A 17,225-nucleotide genomic window follows, 5' to 3' on the forward strand; every position below is an offset into this window, starting at 1 on the left:
CACCCGTTTCGGGTGATCAAGCGTCAGTTCGGCTTGGCAAAGGTGAGATTCAAGGGATTAGCCAAGAACACTGCGCACGTGATCACGCTGTTTGCGCTGTCGAACTTGTGGATGGTCAGAAGGAAACTGATTGCGATGATGGGACAGCTGCGCCCGCAGGCAGCGTGAAGGGGGCATAGAAGCCCTCAAACGCATCGGATGCTCGGTGCAACGAGCCTGCGAGTGCAGCGGGACCGCACGCACCCTCTTCAGCCGGCCAATTTACGACTTGATCAGACGTTCCCTAACGATGAACCCGGACATGCTCGGGCTGGTGTAAGCGATCGAATCGTTCCACACGCTGTCGCCGGTCACCGTGCCGCTTCTGTAGTAGTGCCGAATGGTTGGTGAGTAGCCGAACGATCCTTCTACTGCATTGAACAGGACGGAGTTGGAAAACAGCGAGGTCGCGCTTCGGCCGAAGGTCAATCGACCCCATTTCGGGTTCGAGATGCCGACAAAGCTGCTGCGGCTCCAGAAGGCGTCGCCTGCGTATCGCCCTTGTTCACCGTCGTCGGCCCGAAAAAAGGTCTCGAGCTGGAAGATGGCCGCCCAACCGCCGCCAAGGTCTTCTGCGCCCTTGAGGCCATACCAGCTGGTCGTCAGGCTGCCGCTTGAAACATTGCTTGTAGCGTGCTTCGATCCGGCCGCTCGGGTGCTTCCGATACTGATGTCGACAAGCCCGTTGAACGTAACTGACGACTGGGCGCTTGAGGAGTTCGCATGAAGCAGCGATGCCGCACACAGGGCGAGGGCGGCGGATGCGCGCGATGGGATGAAGGCGCAGGGCTTGGGGGTAAGCGGGTTGGAAGTGTGGCGCATGAGGCATTCAAGGTCGTTGAGCCGCGGATGCTAGGAACAACGCATCGCCCGCGATAGCAGCAAATTCGTTCCATCCCGTTGCGCATTTCGCATCGGGCACGAATATCGCGGAGCCGGTGAATCGCGCGCACGGTCGCGCCTACGCTCCCGAGCCCAATGCCATGCACATCCACGCAAGAACCCTCAAATACTTCGACATGATCCGCCGGTGCAAATCCATCAGGGAGGCCGCTCGACACCTTCATGTCTCGGCGTCCGCGGTCAACCGCCAGCTACTTCAGCTCGAGCAAGAGATCGGTTCGCCGCTTTTCGACCGGCTGGTCGGCGGAGTCCGGTTGACCGCCGTGGGCGAATTGTTTGCGCGCCATGTGACGACGGTTCTCCAGGACCAGAACCGACTCCTCAGCGAACTGGACGCACTGCGCGGAATTCGCAGGGGCGAGGTGAAGATTGCAGCCGTCGAGGGCGTGAATGCCGACGTACTTCCGAATGTCCTGGAAAAAATGGCGACCCTGCATCCCATGGTCAAGATATCTGTCGTGACCGGAGGGTCGAGCCAAGTCGCGCAGGCGGTGGTTGATGGCGATGCCGACCTGGCTCTTGGTTACAACGTCCAGCGATCCGAGCTGCTGCGCCAGTATGCGGTTGGCAAGTTCAAACTTGGCGTCATCATGCCGACCGCACATCCACTTGCGACGCGCAAGAGCGTGACGTTTTCCGACTGCTCGGGCTACCCATTGATCCTGCCCGGCCAGTCGTTATCGATGTACCCCCAGATGCGCTCCTTACTCATCAATCACAAGCGGCCACTGACGGTGGTGCTGGAAAGCGCCTCGATCGAGCTTGCCAGAACAATGGCTGTCAGGGGTGTCGGCCTTGCTTTCCAGACCCGGATCGGTATCGAGAAGGAGATGATGGAAGGCTCCATGGTGCACGTTCCCCTGGCCGGGCCCAATCCGGTTTTTTCGGAGCTCGGCGTGTATGCCCGTGAAGGACGATGGATTCCCCCGGCCCTGGATGCTCTGCTTCGCGTGCTCTCGGAGGAAATCGTCCGGTGCGAGGCCGAGGAGGTTCGACTGCCGAGTTCGCTCGATGGTGCATCGGCGCGGTGAGATTTGCCAAGAAAGCCCTGGGCTGGTGCATTTTTATCAGATGGCGTTGCTCTCGCGCACCTGTCTGGTGGTCGGATTTTTCGACCCGCTGGTGTTGCGCATCAGGCAACGCCACGAGCGATATTCAGTGCTATCTGATGCACCGAATCGTTCCTAGGATGGCGGCACGTTCCATCCTCACAGGCAATCATGAATCAACCTATCGACCATGCCACGGTCCCCCTGATTGATATCGGGGGGCTGCATTCGCATGACATCGCTCAGCGCAGGGCGGTTGCACAGAACCTGCGCAAGGCGTGCGAAAACAGTGGCTTCTTTTACATCAAGAATCACGGGATCGAGGCTGAACTGATCCGCAAGGTTCTGGCGGAGACCGCGACGTTCTTCGACCAGCCGGAACCGAAGAAGCTTCAGGTATCGAAGGCGCTTTCTCGATGCAATCGAGGCTACGAGCCTCTGCGTGCGCAGACGCTGGAAGCCGGCGCGCCTCCGGACCTCAAGGAAAGCTATTACCTGGGCATCGAACTTCCCGATGACCACCCATCGGTGATAGCCGGCAAGTTCAATCACGGACCGAATCAATGGCCTGCCGACCTGCCGAACTTCAGGGCGGTCGCTACCGATTACTTCAGTGCCTTGTATCGCCTCGGGGGCGTCATGATGCGCGGATTGGCCCTTTCGCTGGAGCTGCCCGAAGACCATTTCGACGGCTTTCTTGATGGTGCGGCCGCCAATCTGCGGTTGCTTCACTATCCGCCACAGCCCGCCGTAGCGCAGCCGGATGAGAAAGGTTGCGGTGCGCATACCGACTTCGGTGCCTTGACCTTCCTCCTTCAGGACGAAGCAGGCGGGCTGCAGGTGCAACCCGCGAACACGGGCAGATGGACCGACGCACCGCCGATACCTGGAACCTACGTCGTGAACATCGGCGACCTGATCGAACGCTGGACCAACGGCCGCTACAAGTCGACCCTGCATCGGGTCATCAACCGGTCGGGCCGGGAGCGGCACTCTGTCCCGTTCTTCTTCACGGGCAACTACGACTGGGTCGTCGAGTGCATCCCTGCTTGCCTGAAGGATGGCGAGGCACCGAAGTACGCACCGATCACGGTCGAGCAACATCTCATGAACTGCTACAAGCGCACGTGCGGGTGAGCATGCACCACCATCTCGTACTTATCCACGGCGCTTGGCAGGGAAGCTGGGCGTTCGACGCCTGGTTGCCATATCTGCACGCCAGAGGTTGGCATGCACAGGCACTGGATCTGCCGGGCAACGGCTGGGGAACGCCTGGCCCGGCAAGCCTGCCTGCGTACGTCGACCATGTCTGCGCAACGGTCGATTCGGTCGGGGAACGGGTCGTTCTCGTGGGCCATAGCGGAGGCGGGCTGATCGCGACCGCGGTGGCCGAGCGCATCCCCGGGAAAATCCAATGCCTCGTATACCTCGCGGGCATGATGCTGCCGTCGGGCTTGAGCTACGCAGAGCTGCTCAGACACGCAGCCTGTGATTATCCCGGGCAAGATCTTCGTGGCATCGGACCCCACCTGGTATGGACGCCAGATCGCCGCTTCAGCTGCGTGCCCGAGGCGGCTGCGCTTTCCTTCTTCCTGCAAGACTGCGAAGAAGGCGCTGCCCGAAGGGCCGCTTCCTTGCTCAGGCCGCAGGCGGAGGCCGGCCGGGCAATCTCCGTGGACTGGACTGCCCAACGTGCAGGACAGGTGCCCCGCGTCTATGTCGAAGCGCTGCGGGATCGCTCCATCCCGCTTGTGATGCAAAGGCGCATGCAAGCACTTGTGCCGGGCGCACGTCGTATCGAACTGGATTGCGGGCACGTCCCCCAACTTGCGAATCCCGAAGAACTGACGCTACAGCTGGCGGCGACCCTCGCGACCGTCCCTGCGATCACGCGCACTTAGCTTAGATACACGATATCCCACCGAAAGCTCTCTCATGCACTTCAAGACATTCCTTACGGCGGCTTCTATTGCGCTGGCGTCCGTCACAGCCGGTGCTGCCGAGCGGCTCACCTTTCAGCTGGACTGGCTGCCCAACGGTGACAAGGCCTTTGCATACGTGGCGCTCAAGCAGGGGTTCTACGCGGCGGAAGGCCTGGATGTATCGGTCGTTCCCGGCCGGGGATCTTCGGACGCAATCACGAAAGTTGCGACTGGCGCTGCGGACGTTTGCAACGGTGCCATTGCGTCATTGATGATGGCGGCCGCCGAGTCGCCGGTCCCCGTCAAGGCTGTGATGTCGGTCTACTCCGTGCAACCCGACGCGCTCTTCACCATCGCCGGAAGCGGAGTGAACGAACTCAAGGACCTGACGGGAAAGACCGTGGCGATGCCCACGTTCTCGTCCTCCAACGTGCTGTGGCCCGTCATTCTTCGGGCCAATGGCATTGACCCCGGCAAGGTGAAGACGGTCAAGGTCGACCCGAGCGCACAGGCACCTATGCTCGCGCAGGGGCGGGTTGATGCCACCATCAATTGGACCACCGTGGTCCCGCAGTTCGACGAAGCCCTGAAGCAGGCCAACAAGAAGCTCTCGGTCATCGAGTGGTCGAAGTACGGGTTGGACGGCTATGGCATGAGCATCTTCGCTTCGGACAAGCTGATCAGGGAACGCCCTGAGGTTCTCGCGAAGTTCCTGCGGGCGACGGCCAAGGCCATTCGCTTCTCGATCGAGAATCCCGACAAGGCGGCGGCCGATCTCAAGGCGGCAGTGCCTGAGACGGACATCAAGGTGGCTGCGGCGATGTTTCGCGCCTCCATTCCGCTGATCGACAACCCAATCTCGAAACGCGATGGTTTTGGAGCATTCGAGCCGAAGCCCCTCGAGGCAACCTGGACCTGGGTGTACAGGTCCATGAACTACCCTGCGGACAAGGTGAGGCCGGAATCCCTGGTCGATCGCTCGTTCCTTCCGAAGCTCGGCCGATGAACGACGTCATCAGCGTCCACGGTGTTGGACAGACTTTCGTCGGCCGCGACGGTTCCAAGGTGACTGCGCTGCAGAACGTCGACCTGAAGTTGCGCCGCCATGAGTTCGTTTCTCTTATAGGTCCATCGGGCTGCGGAAAGTCGACGATCCTGCGCTTGATCGCCGGACTTCTGCAGCCTTCGGAGGGGGAGGTCAAGATCTACGGCATGCCGGTCCTGGAACCTCGCGATGAGATCGGCATGGTTTTCCAGCGACCTACGCTGCTTCCATGGGCCAATGTGGTCGACAACATCACTTTTCCCATGAAACACAAGCATGGGCGAGTCGATGACCGCGACCGCAAGCGCGCACGCGAATTGCTGTCGATGACAGGCCTGGCTGATTTCGCCGAGCGAAACCCCAGCGAGCTGTCTGGTGGAATGCAGCAGCGCGTTGCCATCGCGCGCTCCTTGCTGCACGACCCGGACATCCTGTTGATGGACGAACCATTCTCTGCACTGGACTCCTTGACTCGTGACGAGATGAGTCTGGAGCTGTTGCGTATCTGGACGGAGCGTCCGAAGACGGTCGTCTTCGTGACGCATTCGATCCAGGAAGCCTTGCTGCTGTCGGACCGCATCGTGGTCATGAGTGCCCGGCCGGGGCGAGTCTCGGAGATCATCGACGTGCCCTTCGCGCGTCCAAGAACCATCGACACGCTTGCCGATCCTGCATTCAATGCCATGGCAAACGAGATGCGGATCAAACTTTTCAGCCGCAGCAAGGAGTGACCATGACCGAACGCAGAAATAATCTGCTGCTTGCAGCCATGGACCGGCATCTCGCAATCGTCGTGTTCATTGGCGTCGTGGCGGTGTGGGAGATGATCTGTCGGACGCTGCAAGTACCCCAGTTCATACTGCCTGCGCCCAGTGCGATCGGCGCAAGCATGGTCGAGATGAGTTTGCATCGATGGATCGAGCACGCCTGGACGACGCTGTCGGTCGCATTGACCGGCTACTTCTGCGCGATCCTGATTGCACTTCCTTTGGCCATTGGAATCGTCAAGTCGAGGTTGCTGTCCCGTCTTGTCCTTCCTTGGCTGGTGGTAATTCAATCCACGCCCATCATCGCCGTCGCACCTATCCTTGTGGTCACTCTTGGAACTGGCAGCTTGCCCAAGGTCGTGATCACCATGCTCATCACCTTTTTTCCGATCGTGATTGCAACGGCAACCGGATTGGCGGCTGTTCCTCCCGAGTTGGTGGAGTTATCCCGGTCCCTGCGGGCGCCAGTCCGCCGCCAATACCTTCAGATTCGCCTTCCCTATGCGGCCCCCTTCATATTCGCTGCGCTCAAGGTTGGGGTGACGCTGAGCATCATTGGTGCCGTGGTCGCGGAGTTCGTTGCCGCTGAGACGGGGTTAGGCTACCTGATCCTTTTCTCGACGTCTTCGTTCAAGGTTCCCACTGCTTTCGCTTCTCTCACTATCCTGGTCGTAATTTCTCTTTTGCTCTACGGATTGGTCGATCTTCTGCATCGTCGACTTGTCTCCTGGCAGTGAGGACTCACGAAATCACCAGTTGGGCTGGAGGGTATTCGGGGCTTCAAGCCAGTCGTGATCGTCAGGCTGGCCCGGTTCGCTTTTCGTAAGCGGCTGGGTATCCCCTCTTGACCGAACGTCTGCATGTCGCCGCATGGACTAGACTTCGGCGCCGGGGATTACGCGCTCTATGAGTGAATCGCGAGGTCCGATGGAAACGGAGTCAACATGAATATCGCGTTCGCTTTCCTTGTCGGTACGCTGCTATGGATCCCCACTTTGATGCTGGTTGTCTCTGGTGTATCAGGGCTTGGACCTGGTATGGGGTGGCCTGATCAACTGTCTGCGTGGGCACCTCTTGTCTTCATTGCAATTCCGACTGTTGTGCGGAGCCCATCAGCGGCATCTGCTTGGTGGATCGCCCTAGCGCCCTTGCTCATCTGGGCGAGCATCCTTGCCACACAGGTTCTCCATAGGGCCTTGTTCAATGGTCGGTACGTTGCTGGCGGTGACCTTATCTGCAATTTGATTGCCGTCGCGTTCTGGGCGGCTATCGGAGGCTGGACACTATTTCATGCGACCAGGGCACGCAGGCTTGCAAAGACCACCTCCTCCCAGTGACCGTGCATACGCAACACATTTACGTTTGCAGGGAGTGCCTAGCACGCAATGGGATGAATGCCCCCACGCATCGGCATCAACACGTCAAAGTGAACACCACTTGGACCGAGAGGACGTGAGTATCTTGTCATTTCGACTTGATCGAGCTCTAACTCGTGATCAGCTTTGACAGCTGCCGCCCTGCAGGAGGTATGGCCTGCTTCAGGCCAAGAGTGCGCAGATAGAACCGATAGGAGTCGAGATGACTGGTTACTTTGAGATGGAGGTGATCGAACGGAGTGAAGAGGCCTGTGATGCCCTGAAAGTGCTTTTCCGGTTCATCGTGAATAGCGTCGACAAAGCAGAAGTGGTAGCGACCACGTTCGACAAAGCGCTGGGCAACTCCACTGCCGAGACTCTTGTCGTGCCAGATGCGGAGCAATTCGACCGCCTCGAAGCCGCACTCCGAGCACTGGACACATTGCGTCAACCGGCGGCGTACGGGGCGGAGGAAGATAGGCCGCCGCTTTTAAGACTGACCTGCTACCGCGATCAACGCTCAAGCAGGCATGCAGTAAGCGAGGACGACCTCGCCATTGAATACTTCAACGCCCGCCCCCACAGCGACAACTTCATGTTCCACAGCGACAGTGCGGCGCGACTAACTCACGAGGCGACGGGCATCACCACAGTCAGCGATGGGGCGCGATCACGGCATCGCAATCTCGCCCAGGCACGTGACATGCTCAACGCGAAGCTTGCGGAGAATCCTGCTCCCCTGCATCTAAACGAGCGCTCTGTCCGAGCCCTTCGTATGCGGCTGGCCACCCTATCTTGACGTTGGGCGCAGACGGTCCGAGATGAGGTGATCGCCGACGCTCAGGCCATCCGCTGCCAGCGATGAGGCAGCAGCTCGTCAATGCAGCTGTTCAGGTGCGTCGGAAGCCGCTGCAGCACATCGCGCAGGTAGGCATGAGGATCGTGGCCATGCAGCTTGGCCGAGTGCACGAGGCTCATAACCACGGCGGCGCGCTGGCCCGCCAGTTCGCTGCCCGCGAACAGCCAGGCCTTCCTTCCCATGGCCCATGGACGCAGCAGGTTCTCCAGATGGTTGTTGTCCACGCTGACTTGGCCATCGGTGAGATGGTGCGCGAGCGCGTCCCAACTGTTCAGGGTGTAGTCCAGCGCACGGGCCGTGGCGCTGCCGTCAGGGACACGGCGACGCTCGACGTGCAGCCACTCATGCCACTGCTCCCACAGCGGCTGCGTGCGGCGCTGCCGCTGGGCTAGCCGCTGGTCGCCGTCCAGGACTGCAATCTCGCGCTCGACGCGGTAGAAGGCCGCGATCCGGGTCACTGCCTCGGCCGCCACGGCGCTCTTGCCGCCGTCTCGCAGCAACTCATCGAACTTCCTCCTTGCGTGGGCCAGACACCCTGCCGCCAAGCGCCCGGGCACCGAGCGCACCACCTGGTCGTACGCAGCGTATTCGTCCCGGATCAGCGTACCCACCCATGGCGGGCGCTCGTGTTCGCCGGCAAGGAAGGCCAGCGGATACTGCGCGCCGCGCCCTAGGCAGAAGTCGTACACCACGCCCGGCGTTGCATCAAAGGCGCCGCGTGCATACCCCCAGACATAGGCCCGCTTGGTCTTGCCTGCGCCAGGGTCGAGCATGGCCACCGGGGTCTCGTCGGCATGGAGGTAGCGAGCCTGCAGCACGAAGTGCCGGTGCGCGTCGTACAGCGGCTGCAGTGCAGCACCGGCCTGGCCCGCCCACTGCGCCAGCGTCGAGCGCGGCGTGTGCACGCCCGAGCGTGCGTTGATCGCCTCCTGTCGGTAGTACGGCAGGTGGTCTACGAAGCGGCTGATCAGCGTGTGGGCGACGAGCCCGCTCGCTGGGATGCCGCCTTCGATGATCGAGGGCTCGGCCGGTGCCTGCGTCAAGGTCTGACAGCAGCGGCAGGTCCACTTGCCGTAAACATGACGGTGCACGAAGAATTCGGCCGGCACGACGTCCAGCCGTTCGCTGATGTCCTCGCCCACACGCACCATCGGCTGGCCGCAGCCGGGTTGGGCGCAGGTTGTGTGGTCGGGTTCATGCCGGTGCTCGATGCGCCGCAAGTGGTCGGGCAGCTTCTCGCGCCGCGGCGTGCGCCGCCTCTCGCTGGCTTCGGCGGGCGGCGCCTCGCCTTACAGTGCCTGCAATTGCGCCTGCAGGTCGGCTTCGTCTTCGGCACAGGTCTCCTCGAACAGGCGCCTTTGCTCGGCGCTCATCGCCTCGGCCTTGGCGCCGAACTTCCAGCGCTTCAGGCGTACCAGCTCGAAGGTGATCTTCTCGATCTTGGCGTCCTTGAGCTTGATCGCCTGGTCGCGCTGCTCGATCTCGCGGGCCTTGTGAGCCAGAGCCTGTTCCTGCTCGCGCAGCCGCTGGAGCATCTGTTGGGCGAGTGCCGCGACGGCCTCTGGGCCGAGGCCCTTGAGCGTGTCGTCGGTCAGGTCACCCAGATGCAGCATGTGCGCATCACGCCGCCGACAACACGCAAGCTCACCCGGACTTGCGCTGTCAACGCGCTGATGAAGTTACAGGCGCGTGATCTCGCACATCTGGGCCAGGCGCTGCCAGGGCAGGCCGACCACCAACGCGTCGAACTGCGCCTGCGTCAGTTGCAGCGGTGTGGTCGCGTCGGCCTCGGTCGGCCAGGCGAAGCGGCCGCTGTGCAGGCGCCGCGCGGCGCACCACACGCCGAAGCCGTCGTGCACGAGCAGCTTGACGCGGGTGGCCCGGGCGTTGGCGAAGAGGTAGCCGTGGTGAGTCTGGGCGCGGCCCAGTGCATGGACGACCTGCCTCAACAGGCGCTCGGCGCCTGCGCGCATGTCCTGCGGCTGCGCACACAGCCACAACGCATCGATACGAATCAACGTAGGACCTCGCGCAGCCAGGCCGCACACTCGGTGGCGGCCGACATCGGCCACGTCACGCTGACCTGCACAGCGCCACGTTTGAAGTCCAGGTGGATGTCGCCGGTGGTAACCGGCGCCACGGTGCCCTGCTCGGGCGCAGATGGCAGCGCTGGCAGCGGCAGTGCGATGAACTGCGCTGCAGCTTGTGGCGCACCGAGTCCGCGACCACGACGCCATTGGTGCACGAGGTTGTCGTTGAGTCCGAACTCGCGCGCCACCGCCGCCACCGAGGCGCTCGGTTGCTCGCATGCCCGCAGCACCTGCGCCTTGAACTCCGCGCTGTGCCGCCGCCGCTGCTTCGTATTGCTATCCATAGATGTCCAGCTATCGTTTAGCTGGACATCATCGGAAAACCCCTGCTCTGGATACAAGGTGGGATAGGCAGCCGCTTACCGCTTTTCATCTCCCCCAGCATCCATTCCCGAAACGCCACGACCCGCGCGTCTTCGCTGCTCTCCTGCGGATACACCAGGTAGTACGCATACGGCCGCGCCATGCGCACGCCGACGTCGAACAGCCGCACCAGCCGCCCCTGCGCCAGGTCGCCCGCGATCAGGTCCAGGTCGGCCAGCCCCACGGCGCCGCCTTCGAGCACGGCCTGCACCACGAAGCTCGAATCGGCAAAGCCCACGAAACGGCTGTCGTCGATGTCCTCGTCGTCCACGCCGGCCGCGGCCATCCACATGCGCCAGTCGGGCCAGGTCATGGTGTCGGTCTTCCAGTCGACAAAACAGAGCGTGAGGTTGTGGCGCAGAAGGTCGCGCGGCTCGTTCAGCGGCGGGCCGTTCTCGATGAGCCTGGGGCTGCACACGGGGACGATGAGGGTGTCGAAGAGCCGCTCGGCGTGCGCGCCTTCATAGCTGCCGGTGCCGAAGCGGATGGCAATGTCGATGTCGTCGGCCTCGAAGTCGCGCAGCTCGTCGGTGATGTCGAAGCTGAGCTCCAGCCCAGGGTTGGCGGCCCTGAACTTCGGCAGTCTGGGCAGCAGCCAGTTGGTGGCGAAGCGCGCGCTCAGCGACACGCGCAGTTGTGCCGCGCTGCGCGCCAGTCGGCGGGCGCGGCCGGTGGCGCGGTGCAGGGTGTCGAGCGCATCGGCGGTCGCCTCGAAGAGCACGGCCCCGGCCGGCGTGAGCTGGATGCTGCGGCTGTTGCGCGTGAAGAGCGCCAGGCCGAGCTGGTCTTCGATCTCCTTGATCTGGTAGCTCACGGCCGCGGGCGTGAGCCCCAGTTCGTCGGCCGCACGCGTGAAGTTGCGGTGCCGCGCGGCCGCCTCGAAGGTGCGCAGCGCGCGCGTGCCGGGCAGGGGCATGCCACGGTTCGTGGCGGGGGCGGTGCTTGTCGTCATGGTCGTGGCGTTGGTGTTGACGTTGGCGTGCGTGGGCATGGGCGAGCGGTCTGGCGGTGCATCCATCGATCGACGATCAGCTCGATCTTCAAGTCTTGCTTGATGCTCCGTTGAGAACTACTCGTTTCCCAAGCCGCAAGCGGCGCGGGAGGATTGGCCGAATCAGCCGATCAACCAATGAACAAGCGAGCGAGTGAACCAACGATGTCTGCCAGCCAGATGAACAACCCGGGCGGGGCCTGCCCCGTGACCGCGGAGAGCAATCGCAACAGCAACAGCAACAACCACGATCCCCTGCACTGGCCTGCGCGCATGTGGATCGCGCTGCTCATTTTCAGCGGCGTGATTCTGCTCGACGGGCTCGACATCTCGATGATCGCGGTGGCAATCCCCGAGATCCAGCAGGCCTTCGGCATCGGCGCGGCCACGGCGCAGTGGCTGGTCAGCGCGTACATCCTGGCCTTCGGCGGCTTTCTGCTGCTGGGCGGGCGCTGTGCCGACCTGTTCGGCCGCAGGCGCGTGCTGGTGGCGGGCCTGGCGGTGTTCGCGCTGGTGTCGGTGGGCGGCGCCTTCGCCACCGACGCGGGGCTGCTGATCGTCTCTCGCTTCGTCAAGGGCATGGCCGCGGGCTTCACCGGGCCGGCTGCGATGTCGCTGCTGACCACCACCTTTGCCGAAGGGCCGGCGCGCAACAAGGCCTTCGGCATCTTCAACCTGTTCGAGGCCTCGGGGTACTCGTCGGGCCTGCTCATCGGCGGGCTGCTGGCGGCATTGAACTGGCGCTACATCTTCGTGCTGCCGATTCCGGTCGCGGTGCTGCTGTTGCTGGCCGCGCTGCGCTACCTGCCGCCCGATGCGCCGCGCGTGAGAGGGGAGCCGCGGCAGCGGCTCGACATCGCCGGCGCCGTCACGCTGGTGGCGGGCATGCTGCTGATGGTGTTCACCGTGGTATCGGTGGAGGAGGTGGGTTGGTCTTCACTGCGCACCGTCATCGGCTTTGCGGTGGCTGCGGCGCTGCTGATGGCTTTCGTCGCCATCGAGCGCACGGTGAAGGAGCCGCTGGTGCGGCTGGGCATCTTCCGCAACCGCGGACTGGTGGCCGCCAACATCAGCGCCGCGCTGCTGTACGGCGGTGCGATGGGTTTCCAATTCTTGATCGCGCTGTACCTGCAGAACATCCAGGGCTGGAAGCCGTGGCAGATGGCGCTGGTGCTGCTGCCGGCGGGGCTGATGGTGGTGGTGATCGGCCCGAAGATCGGCGCTCTCATCAGCCGCTTCGGCGTGACGCGCGTGCTGATGGTCGGCCTGCTGGCCTTCGTGCCGTGCTACCTGCTGATGCTGCGAATCGGACCCGAGCCCGACCTGTGGGGCGTACTGCTGCCGGCTTCGGTGCTGTGGGGTCTCGGGTTTGCGCTGAGCATCTCGGCGCTGATGGTGGCGGGGACGAACGGCGTGGACGACGACGAGCAGGGGCTGGCGGCCGGGTTGCTGAACAGTTCGCTGCAGGTGGGCGGTGCTTGCGGGTTGGCGGTGTTGACCGCGGCGATTGCGCCCGGAACGGAGCTGGGGATGCTCTATTCAGGAGTGTGGGTGATTCTTGGGTTTGCCGTGTTAACGTTGGTGGGGCAGGGGGTGAGGGCAGGTCGGCGATAGCGGGTCGCTTGGCGCCGCAGCGGGGGGCGATGCGACGGGTTGCCGAAGCCCGGGGAGTCGCCACCGGATCGATGTCCGGCAGCTTCTGCGAAGCGCATGCGATCCCGGGCTCGCTGCCCCCCATCAAAAAAATCTTCCACCCCCTGCATCCAAATCCGCCACTGGCGTGTAGACCCCTCAGCAGCGAGGAGCTGCTGACCTTCTACAACCCAGGAGAAATTCCATGCACACCTCCCGTCCCGCCCGTTCGCTCGCCGTTCTCGGCGCCGTCAGTGCCGCTGCTGCGGTGCTCACCGCCTGCGGCTCGATGTCGATGACTCCCGCCTTCAACCAGTCCAGCCTGCCCCCCACCATCCAGGTGCCGGCCGGCAACAAGGTCGCGATGGAAACGGTGGGCAAGGGCGACATCACCTATGAATGCCGCGACAAGGCCAATGCCCCGGGCCAGACCGAGTGGGTGTTCGTCGGCCCCGACGCCAAGCTGCTGGATCGCAGCGGCAAGCAGGTCGGCAAGTACTACGGCCCGCCGGCCACCTGGGAATCGAACGACGGTTCGAAGCTCACGGCCACGCAGCTGGCGGTCGCGCCCTCGGGCCCGACCAGCCTGCCGTACCAGCTGGTGAAGGCCAACCCTGCCACGGGCAGCGGCGCGATGACGGGCGTCACCTACATCCAGCGCGTGGCGCTGCAAGGCGGCGTGGCTCCCACGACGGTGGCCTGCACGCCGGCCAACAAGGGCCAGAAGCAGATCGTGCAGTACCAGGCCGACTACATCTTCTGGAAGGCGTCCTGACCGGGGGGCGATTCGGCGGCGGGGCCGCGGGCTCCACTACCATCGGGCCGTGCAGAACCCGCCACCCACACCGCCCTTCGACTACGACGCCGCCCTCATGGCCTGCGCACGCGGCGACCGTCAGGCCCTGCAGCAGCTCTACCAGCGCGAAAGCCGGTACCTGCTGGGTGTGGCGTTGCGCATCGTGCGCCAGCGCCAGCAGGCCGAAGACGTGCTGCACGACGCCTTCATCAGCATCTGGCAGCGCGCGGAAACCTTCAACCCGGCGCGCGGCGAGGGCCGGGGCTGGATCTACAGCGTGGTGCGCAACGCCGCATTGAACATGGTGCGCAGCGGCGCACGCCAGGTGGACGTGAGCGAAGACGCGGCAGAGGCCATCGACGACCAGGCCGCGCTCGCGGCCTATGCCACCTCCGTCGATCCTTTCGAGCTGCGCGCGGACCTCGGCAGGCTCGAAGGCTGCCTGGGCGGGCTGGAGCCGGCGCGGCGCGACTGCATCCTCTATGCGTATGTGGAAGGCTGCTCGCATGGCGAGATCGCCGAGCGGCTGCAGACGCCACTGGGCACGGTCAAGGCCTGGATCCAGCGCGGCATGCGCGCGCTGCGGGAGTGCATGGCATGAGCGGCGGCGCTTCTTCCAGCTTCGGCAATTTCGAAGAGATCGACGCGCTGGCCGGCGAGTACGTGCTGGGCACGCTGTCGGCCAACGCTCGCGCTGCGGTGGAAGCCCGCATGCGCGGCGAGCCCGCGCTGCGCGATGCGGTGCAGGCGTGGGAAGCACGGCTGCTGCCGCTGGCCTCGCTGGCGCCGCCGGCCGATCCGTCGCCCGCGCTGTGGTCGCGCATCGAGCGCACGCTGGCCGGCGCTGCCGCCGTGCCGAAGGCGGGGCAGCCGGCGCGCGCATCGGGCTTCGCGCGCTGGTGGAACAACCTGCAGCTCTGGCGCGGCCTGGCCGCGGGCGGGTTTGCCGCCGCGGCGCTGATGATGGCGGTGCTCGTCACCCGCGCGCCGCCCACGCCGCAATACATGGTGGTGCTGGTCGCCCCGCAGGACAAGTCGCCGGGCTGGGTGATCCAGACCACGTCGTCGCGCCAGCTGAGCCTGGTGCCGCTGGGCACGATCGAGGTGCCGCCGCAGAAGACGCTGCAGTTCTGGACCAAGGCCGATCAGTGGCGCGGCCCGGTGTCGCTGGGGCTGGTCAAGCAGGGCCAGACGCTGCGCATTCCCATCGACAAGCTGCCGCCGCTGGAGCCGAACCAGCTGTTCGAACTCACGCTGGAGCCCGAGAACGGCTCGCCGATCGACAGGCCGACCGGGCCGATCCAGTTCATCGGGCGCGCGGTCAAGGTGTTGTAGCGGCACGGCGTGCGGCTGGAGGCTCGGTGCTGCGGATAATCCGCGCATGATCGCGCTCGACTGCTACTACAGCCTCTCCTCCCCCTGGGCCTACCTCGGCGGCCCGCAACTCCAGGACATCGTGCGCCGCCACCACGTGCGGCTCACGCTCAAGCCCTACGACTTCCAGGCCGTGGTGCCGCAGACCGGCGGCATCCCGCTGAAGACGCGCCCCGAGCCGCGCCGCACGTACCACGCGCTCGAACTCGCGCGCTGGCGCGACTACCTCGGCATGCCGCTCAACCTGGAGCCCGCGCACTACCCCAAGGGCGCGCCCACCGACCCGAACTGGAACAAGTACCCCGGCTGGATGGTGATCGCCGCCCAGCTGCAGGGCCTCGACGCCCAGCCGCTGTCGCATGCGCTGCTGCGCGCCCTGTGGGCCGAGGAGCGCGACACGTCGAAAGCCGAAGTGCGCATCTCCGTGGCCGACGAGAACGGCTACGACGGCGCCTCGCTGCAGGCGATGGAGCAGTCGGCCGAGGTGCTGGCGATGTACCGCGCCAACAGCGCCGAGGCTGTCGAAGCAGGCGTGTTCGGCGCGCCGACCTTCATCCTGAACGGCGAGCGCTTCTGGGGCCAGGACCGGCTCGCGTTTCTCGACCGGGCGCTGGACAGGCTGCGCGCAGCGCGCTGAGCGTACCTGCCCTCAGGCGGTGCCTTGCTCGCCGAGGCATTGGCGGGCGGCTTCACGCACGCGCTCTTCTGCATCGTGCCGTGCGGCGTGCCGCACAGCGGCCTGCCATGGCAGCGCCGCGCGTCTCCAGGCCATGAGTCCGCGAACGGCTTGCCAGCGCACGTCAGCGTTCTCGTCATGCGCAAGGCGATCGGCCAGCGCCGGCAGGATGCGCTCACCGGCTTCGGCGCCGAGCCCTCTTTCCTCCAGCAGGCTGGCCGCATGCCGGCGAACCAAGGCGTGCGGCGACGCCAGGCCGCGCAGTGCCTCGTCGATTTCTGCAGCGCGCAATGTGCAGTAGCCGCTGCCGGGCCTGAGCTTTTCGTGCACGACGGCGACTTCGGTGGCGGGGCCCGAGAGCAGGGTTTCCAGCGGTCGATAGTCGAGCGTCACGGGTGTCGGGTCGCGAAAGGACGAGTACGGAGCGCACAGCCCGCGGATGGCGACCGCTGCTCGGTCGGGCTCGCCGCGCCACTCGGCGAGCCGTTCGAAAAGCCATCCGCTGTCGTCGAGGTAGGCCAGGGTCGCTGCGCACCAGGCATGCGTGGGTTTGTCTGCCGGCGCAAGCAGCTTGCTGCGCAGCGCGGCCAGCACCTCGGGCGTCGCAAGCCCGATGCGCCCGAGCATCCTGGCGGCTTCGCAGCCGAACCTTCCTCGCGGTCGGGCCAGCTGCTCGATCAGTGCCGGCACCGCGGGTGCGCCGAAGTCGATCAGCCATTTCTCCGCCTCCTCGGCATCGACCGGCTGGCCGTCGAAGCGGCCGAGGCGTCCGACCAGCCAACGCACCCGTTCTTCGGCGGGCAGGGCCGCGACGCGCATGCGCTCCCGCTGCGCCAGCGCTTCCTTGGGAAAGAGCGAGTGGAATGCGGCATCGCCGATGCAGCGGCAGGCCAGTTCGAGGCTGTTCTCCTCGTCGTGCAGGAAGAGCACGAAGTCCGGCGTGAGCTGGGGCGCGTCGCCCAGCGCGGCCCGGACCTTTCGTGCGGCCGAGACGAGCATGTCGATGCATTCCTGCTGTGCGAGAAGCCACCCTTCGCGGGTGTCGTTGCGGGTGATCTCGCATGCGGCATCTGCTGCCGCGTCCAGGGCCGCGCTCGAGAACTGGATCTCGTCCCAACGCCAGTCGGCCGGGTTCCATTCCGCTGACCAGAAGTCGCCCGAGGGCTCGTCGCCTTCGCGGGCGCCCACGCTGTTCGCGCAGAGCGAGGGCAGGTAGATCGGCCCGTCGAGCTCGCGGTACATGCCGTGGAAGGCGGCGGCGTAGAACTGCTCGCCAGGGTTCTCGTCGAGCAGTGCGCGCAGCGCGCGGGTGGCGTCTTCGACGATCAGAGGCTCCAGCGCTTTCCAGTGGGTCATGCGGGCGT

At 64.5% G+C, this 17,225-nt stretch carries 18 protein-coding genes and 2 pseudogenes; 13 read left to right on the forward strand and 7 right to left on the reverse strand.

Going from position 1 to position 17,225, the window contains the following annotated elements; all coding sequences use genetic code 11:
* Positions 1–168: pseudogene (locus tag G369_RS38300) on the forward strand (IS5/IS1182 family transposase); the annotation flags it as partial.
* A 93-nt stretch (positions 169–261) separates the two neighbouring features.
* Here the strand turns inward: G369_RS38300 and G369_RS36275 are convergent.
* The gene (locus tag G369_RS36275; RefSeq protein WP_019656714.1) at positions 262–861 is read right to left on the reverse strand and encodes a porin; all 600 of its coding nucleotides are present in this window, start codon (positions 859–861) and stop codon (positions 262–264) included.
* A 161-nt stretch (positions 862–1,022) separates the two neighbouring features.
* Between G369_RS36275 and G369_RS0124635 the strand changes: the two genes are divergently transcribed.
* The 7 genes from G369_RS0124635 to G369_RS39930 all read left to right on the forward strand — a co-directional run bounded on the left by G369_RS0124635 (position 1,023) and on the right by G369_RS39930 (position 7,879).
* A complete protein-coding gene (locus G369_RS0124635; protein WP_019656715.1) occupies positions 1,023–1,973 on the forward strand; it encodes a LysR family transcriptional regulator in 951 nt (316 codons plus the stop codon).
* A gap of 189 nt (positions 1,974–2,162) precedes the next feature.
* Positions 2,163–3,128: an isopenicillin N synthase family dioxygenase gene (locus tag G369_RS36280; protein WP_019656716.1), complete on the forward strand. Its 966-nt coding sequence runs from the start codon at positions 2,163–2,165 to the stop codon at positions 3,126–3,128.
* A 2-nt stretch (positions 3,129–3,130) separates the two neighbouring features.
* On the forward strand, positions 3,131–3,892 hold the full coding sequence (locus G369_RS0124650; RefSeq protein ID WP_026346596.1) for an alpha/beta fold hydrolase: 762 nt from the start codon (positions 3,131–3,133) through the stop codon (positions 3,890–3,892).
* 34 nt (positions 3,893–3,926) lie between these two features.
* The gene (locus tag G369_RS0124655; protein ID WP_019656718.1) at positions 3,927–4,919 is read left to right on the forward strand and encodes an ABC transporter substrate-binding protein; all 993 of its coding nucleotides are present in this window, start codon (positions 3,927–3,929) and stop codon (positions 4,917–4,919) included.
* Positions 4,916–5,689: an ABC transporter ATP-binding protein gene (locus G369_RS0124660; protein WP_019656719.1), complete on the forward strand. Its 774-nt coding sequence runs from the start codon at positions 4,916–4,918 to the stop codon at positions 5,687–5,689. Before G369_RS0124655 ends, G369_RS0124660 begins: the two co-directional genes overlap by 4 nt.
* 2 nt (positions 5,690–5,691) lie before the next feature.
* Positions 5,692–6,462, forward strand: a complete 771-nt coding sequence (locus tag G369_RS0124665; RefSeq protein ID WP_020723239.1) for an ABC transporter permease — start codon at positions 5,692–5,694, stop codon at positions 6,460–6,462.
* A gap of 841 nt (positions 6,463–7,303) precedes the next feature.
* Positions 7,304–7,879 carry a peptide chain release factor family protein gene (locus G369_RS39930; protein WP_020723240.1) on the forward strand — a complete coding sequence of 192 codons (576 nt, stop codon included), beginning with the start codon at positions 7,304–7,306 and terminating at the stop codon, positions 7,877–7,879.
* A 41-nt stretch (positions 7,880–7,920) separates the two neighbouring features.
* On the opposite strand, the pseudogene tnpC reads toward G369_RS39930, so the two are convergent.
* From tnpC to gcvA, 5 genes and pseudogenes are all read right to left on the reverse strand, one after another.
* Positions 7,921–9,186, reverse strand: a pseudogene (gene tnpC / locus G369_RS36285) (IS66 family transposase); the annotation flags it as partial.
* Between the two features lie 42 nt (positions 9,187–9,228).
* A complete protein-coding gene (locus tag G369_RS39935; RefSeq protein ID WP_418150744.1) occupies positions 9,229–9,552 on the reverse strand; it encodes an IS66 family transposase in 324 nt (107 codons plus the stop codon).
* 66 nt (positions 9,553–9,618) lie between these two features.
* Positions 9,619–9,957 (reverse strand): IS66 family insertion sequence element accessory protein TnpB, encoded by a 339-nt coding sequence (tnpB, locus tag G369_RS0124680; protein WP_019656722.1) that lies wholly within the window; start codon positions 9,955–9,957, stop codon positions 9,619–9,621.
* Entirely contained in the window at positions 9,954–10,313 is a 360-nt protein-coding gene (gene tnpA, locus G369_RS0124685; RefSeq protein ID WP_019656723.1) for an IS66-like element accessory protein TnpA, read from the reverse strand. The genes tnpB and tnpA overlap by 4 nt, the downstream gene beginning before the upstream one ends.
* A gap of 17 nt (positions 10,314–10,330) precedes the next feature.
* Entirely contained in the window at positions 10,331–11,308 is a 978-nt protein-coding gene (gcvA, locus tag G369_RS36290; protein WP_157773780.1) for a transcriptional regulator GcvA, read from the reverse strand.
* A 240-nt stretch (positions 11,309–11,548) separates the two neighbouring features.
* Here gcvA and G369_RS0124695 point away from each other — a divergent pair, with 240 nt between their 5' ends.
* From G369_RS0124695 to G369_RS0124715, 5 genes are all read left to right on the forward strand, one after another.
* Positions 11,549–12,997 (forward strand): MFS transporter, encoded by a 1,449-nt coding sequence (locus tag G369_RS0124695; RefSeq protein WP_019656725.1) that lies wholly within the window; start codon positions 11,549–11,551, stop codon positions 12,995–12,997.
* A gap of 223 nt (positions 12,998–13,220) precedes the next feature.
* On the forward strand, positions 13,221–13,790 hold the full coding sequence (locus G369_RS0124700) for a DUF3455 domain-containing protein (RefSeq protein WP_019656726.1): 570 nt from the start codon (positions 13,221–13,223) through the stop codon (positions 13,788–13,790).
* Positions 13,791–13,887: 97 nt separating this feature from the next.
* Entirely contained in the window at positions 13,888–14,412 is a 525-nt protein-coding gene (locus G369_RS0124705; protein WP_051127641.1) for a sigma-70 family RNA polymerase sigma factor, read from the forward strand.
* The gene (locus tag G369_RS0124710; RefSeq protein WP_019656728.1) at positions 14,409–15,146 is read left to right on the forward strand and encodes an anti-sigma factor; all 738 of its coding nucleotides are present in this window, start codon (positions 14,409–14,411) and stop codon (positions 15,144–15,146) included. The genes G369_RS0124705 and G369_RS0124710 overlap by 4 nt, the downstream gene beginning before the upstream one ends.
* 46 nt (positions 15,147–15,192) lie before the next feature.
* A complete protein-coding gene (locus G369_RS0124715) occupies positions 15,193–15,822 on the forward strand; it encodes a 2-hydroxychromene-2-carboxylate isomerase (RefSeq protein WP_019656729.1) in 630 nt (209 codons plus the stop codon).
* A gap of 12 nt (positions 15,823–15,834) precedes the next feature.
* On the opposite strand, the gene G369_RS0124720 is transcribed toward G369_RS0124715, so the two are convergent.
* Complete coding sequence (locus G369_RS0124720; RefSeq protein WP_019656730.1) at positions 15,835–17,217, reverse strand: DUF4303 domain-containing protein; 1,383 nt, start codon at positions 17,215–17,217, stop codon at positions 15,835–15,837.
* Between the last annotated feature and the right edge of the window lie 8 nt (positions 17,218–17,225).

The organism is Variovorax atrisoli 110B, assembly GCF_000382045.1.
Lineage (GTDB): Bacteria > Pseudomonadota > Gammaproteobacteria > Burkholderiales > Burkholderiaceae_C > Variovorax > Variovorax atrisoli.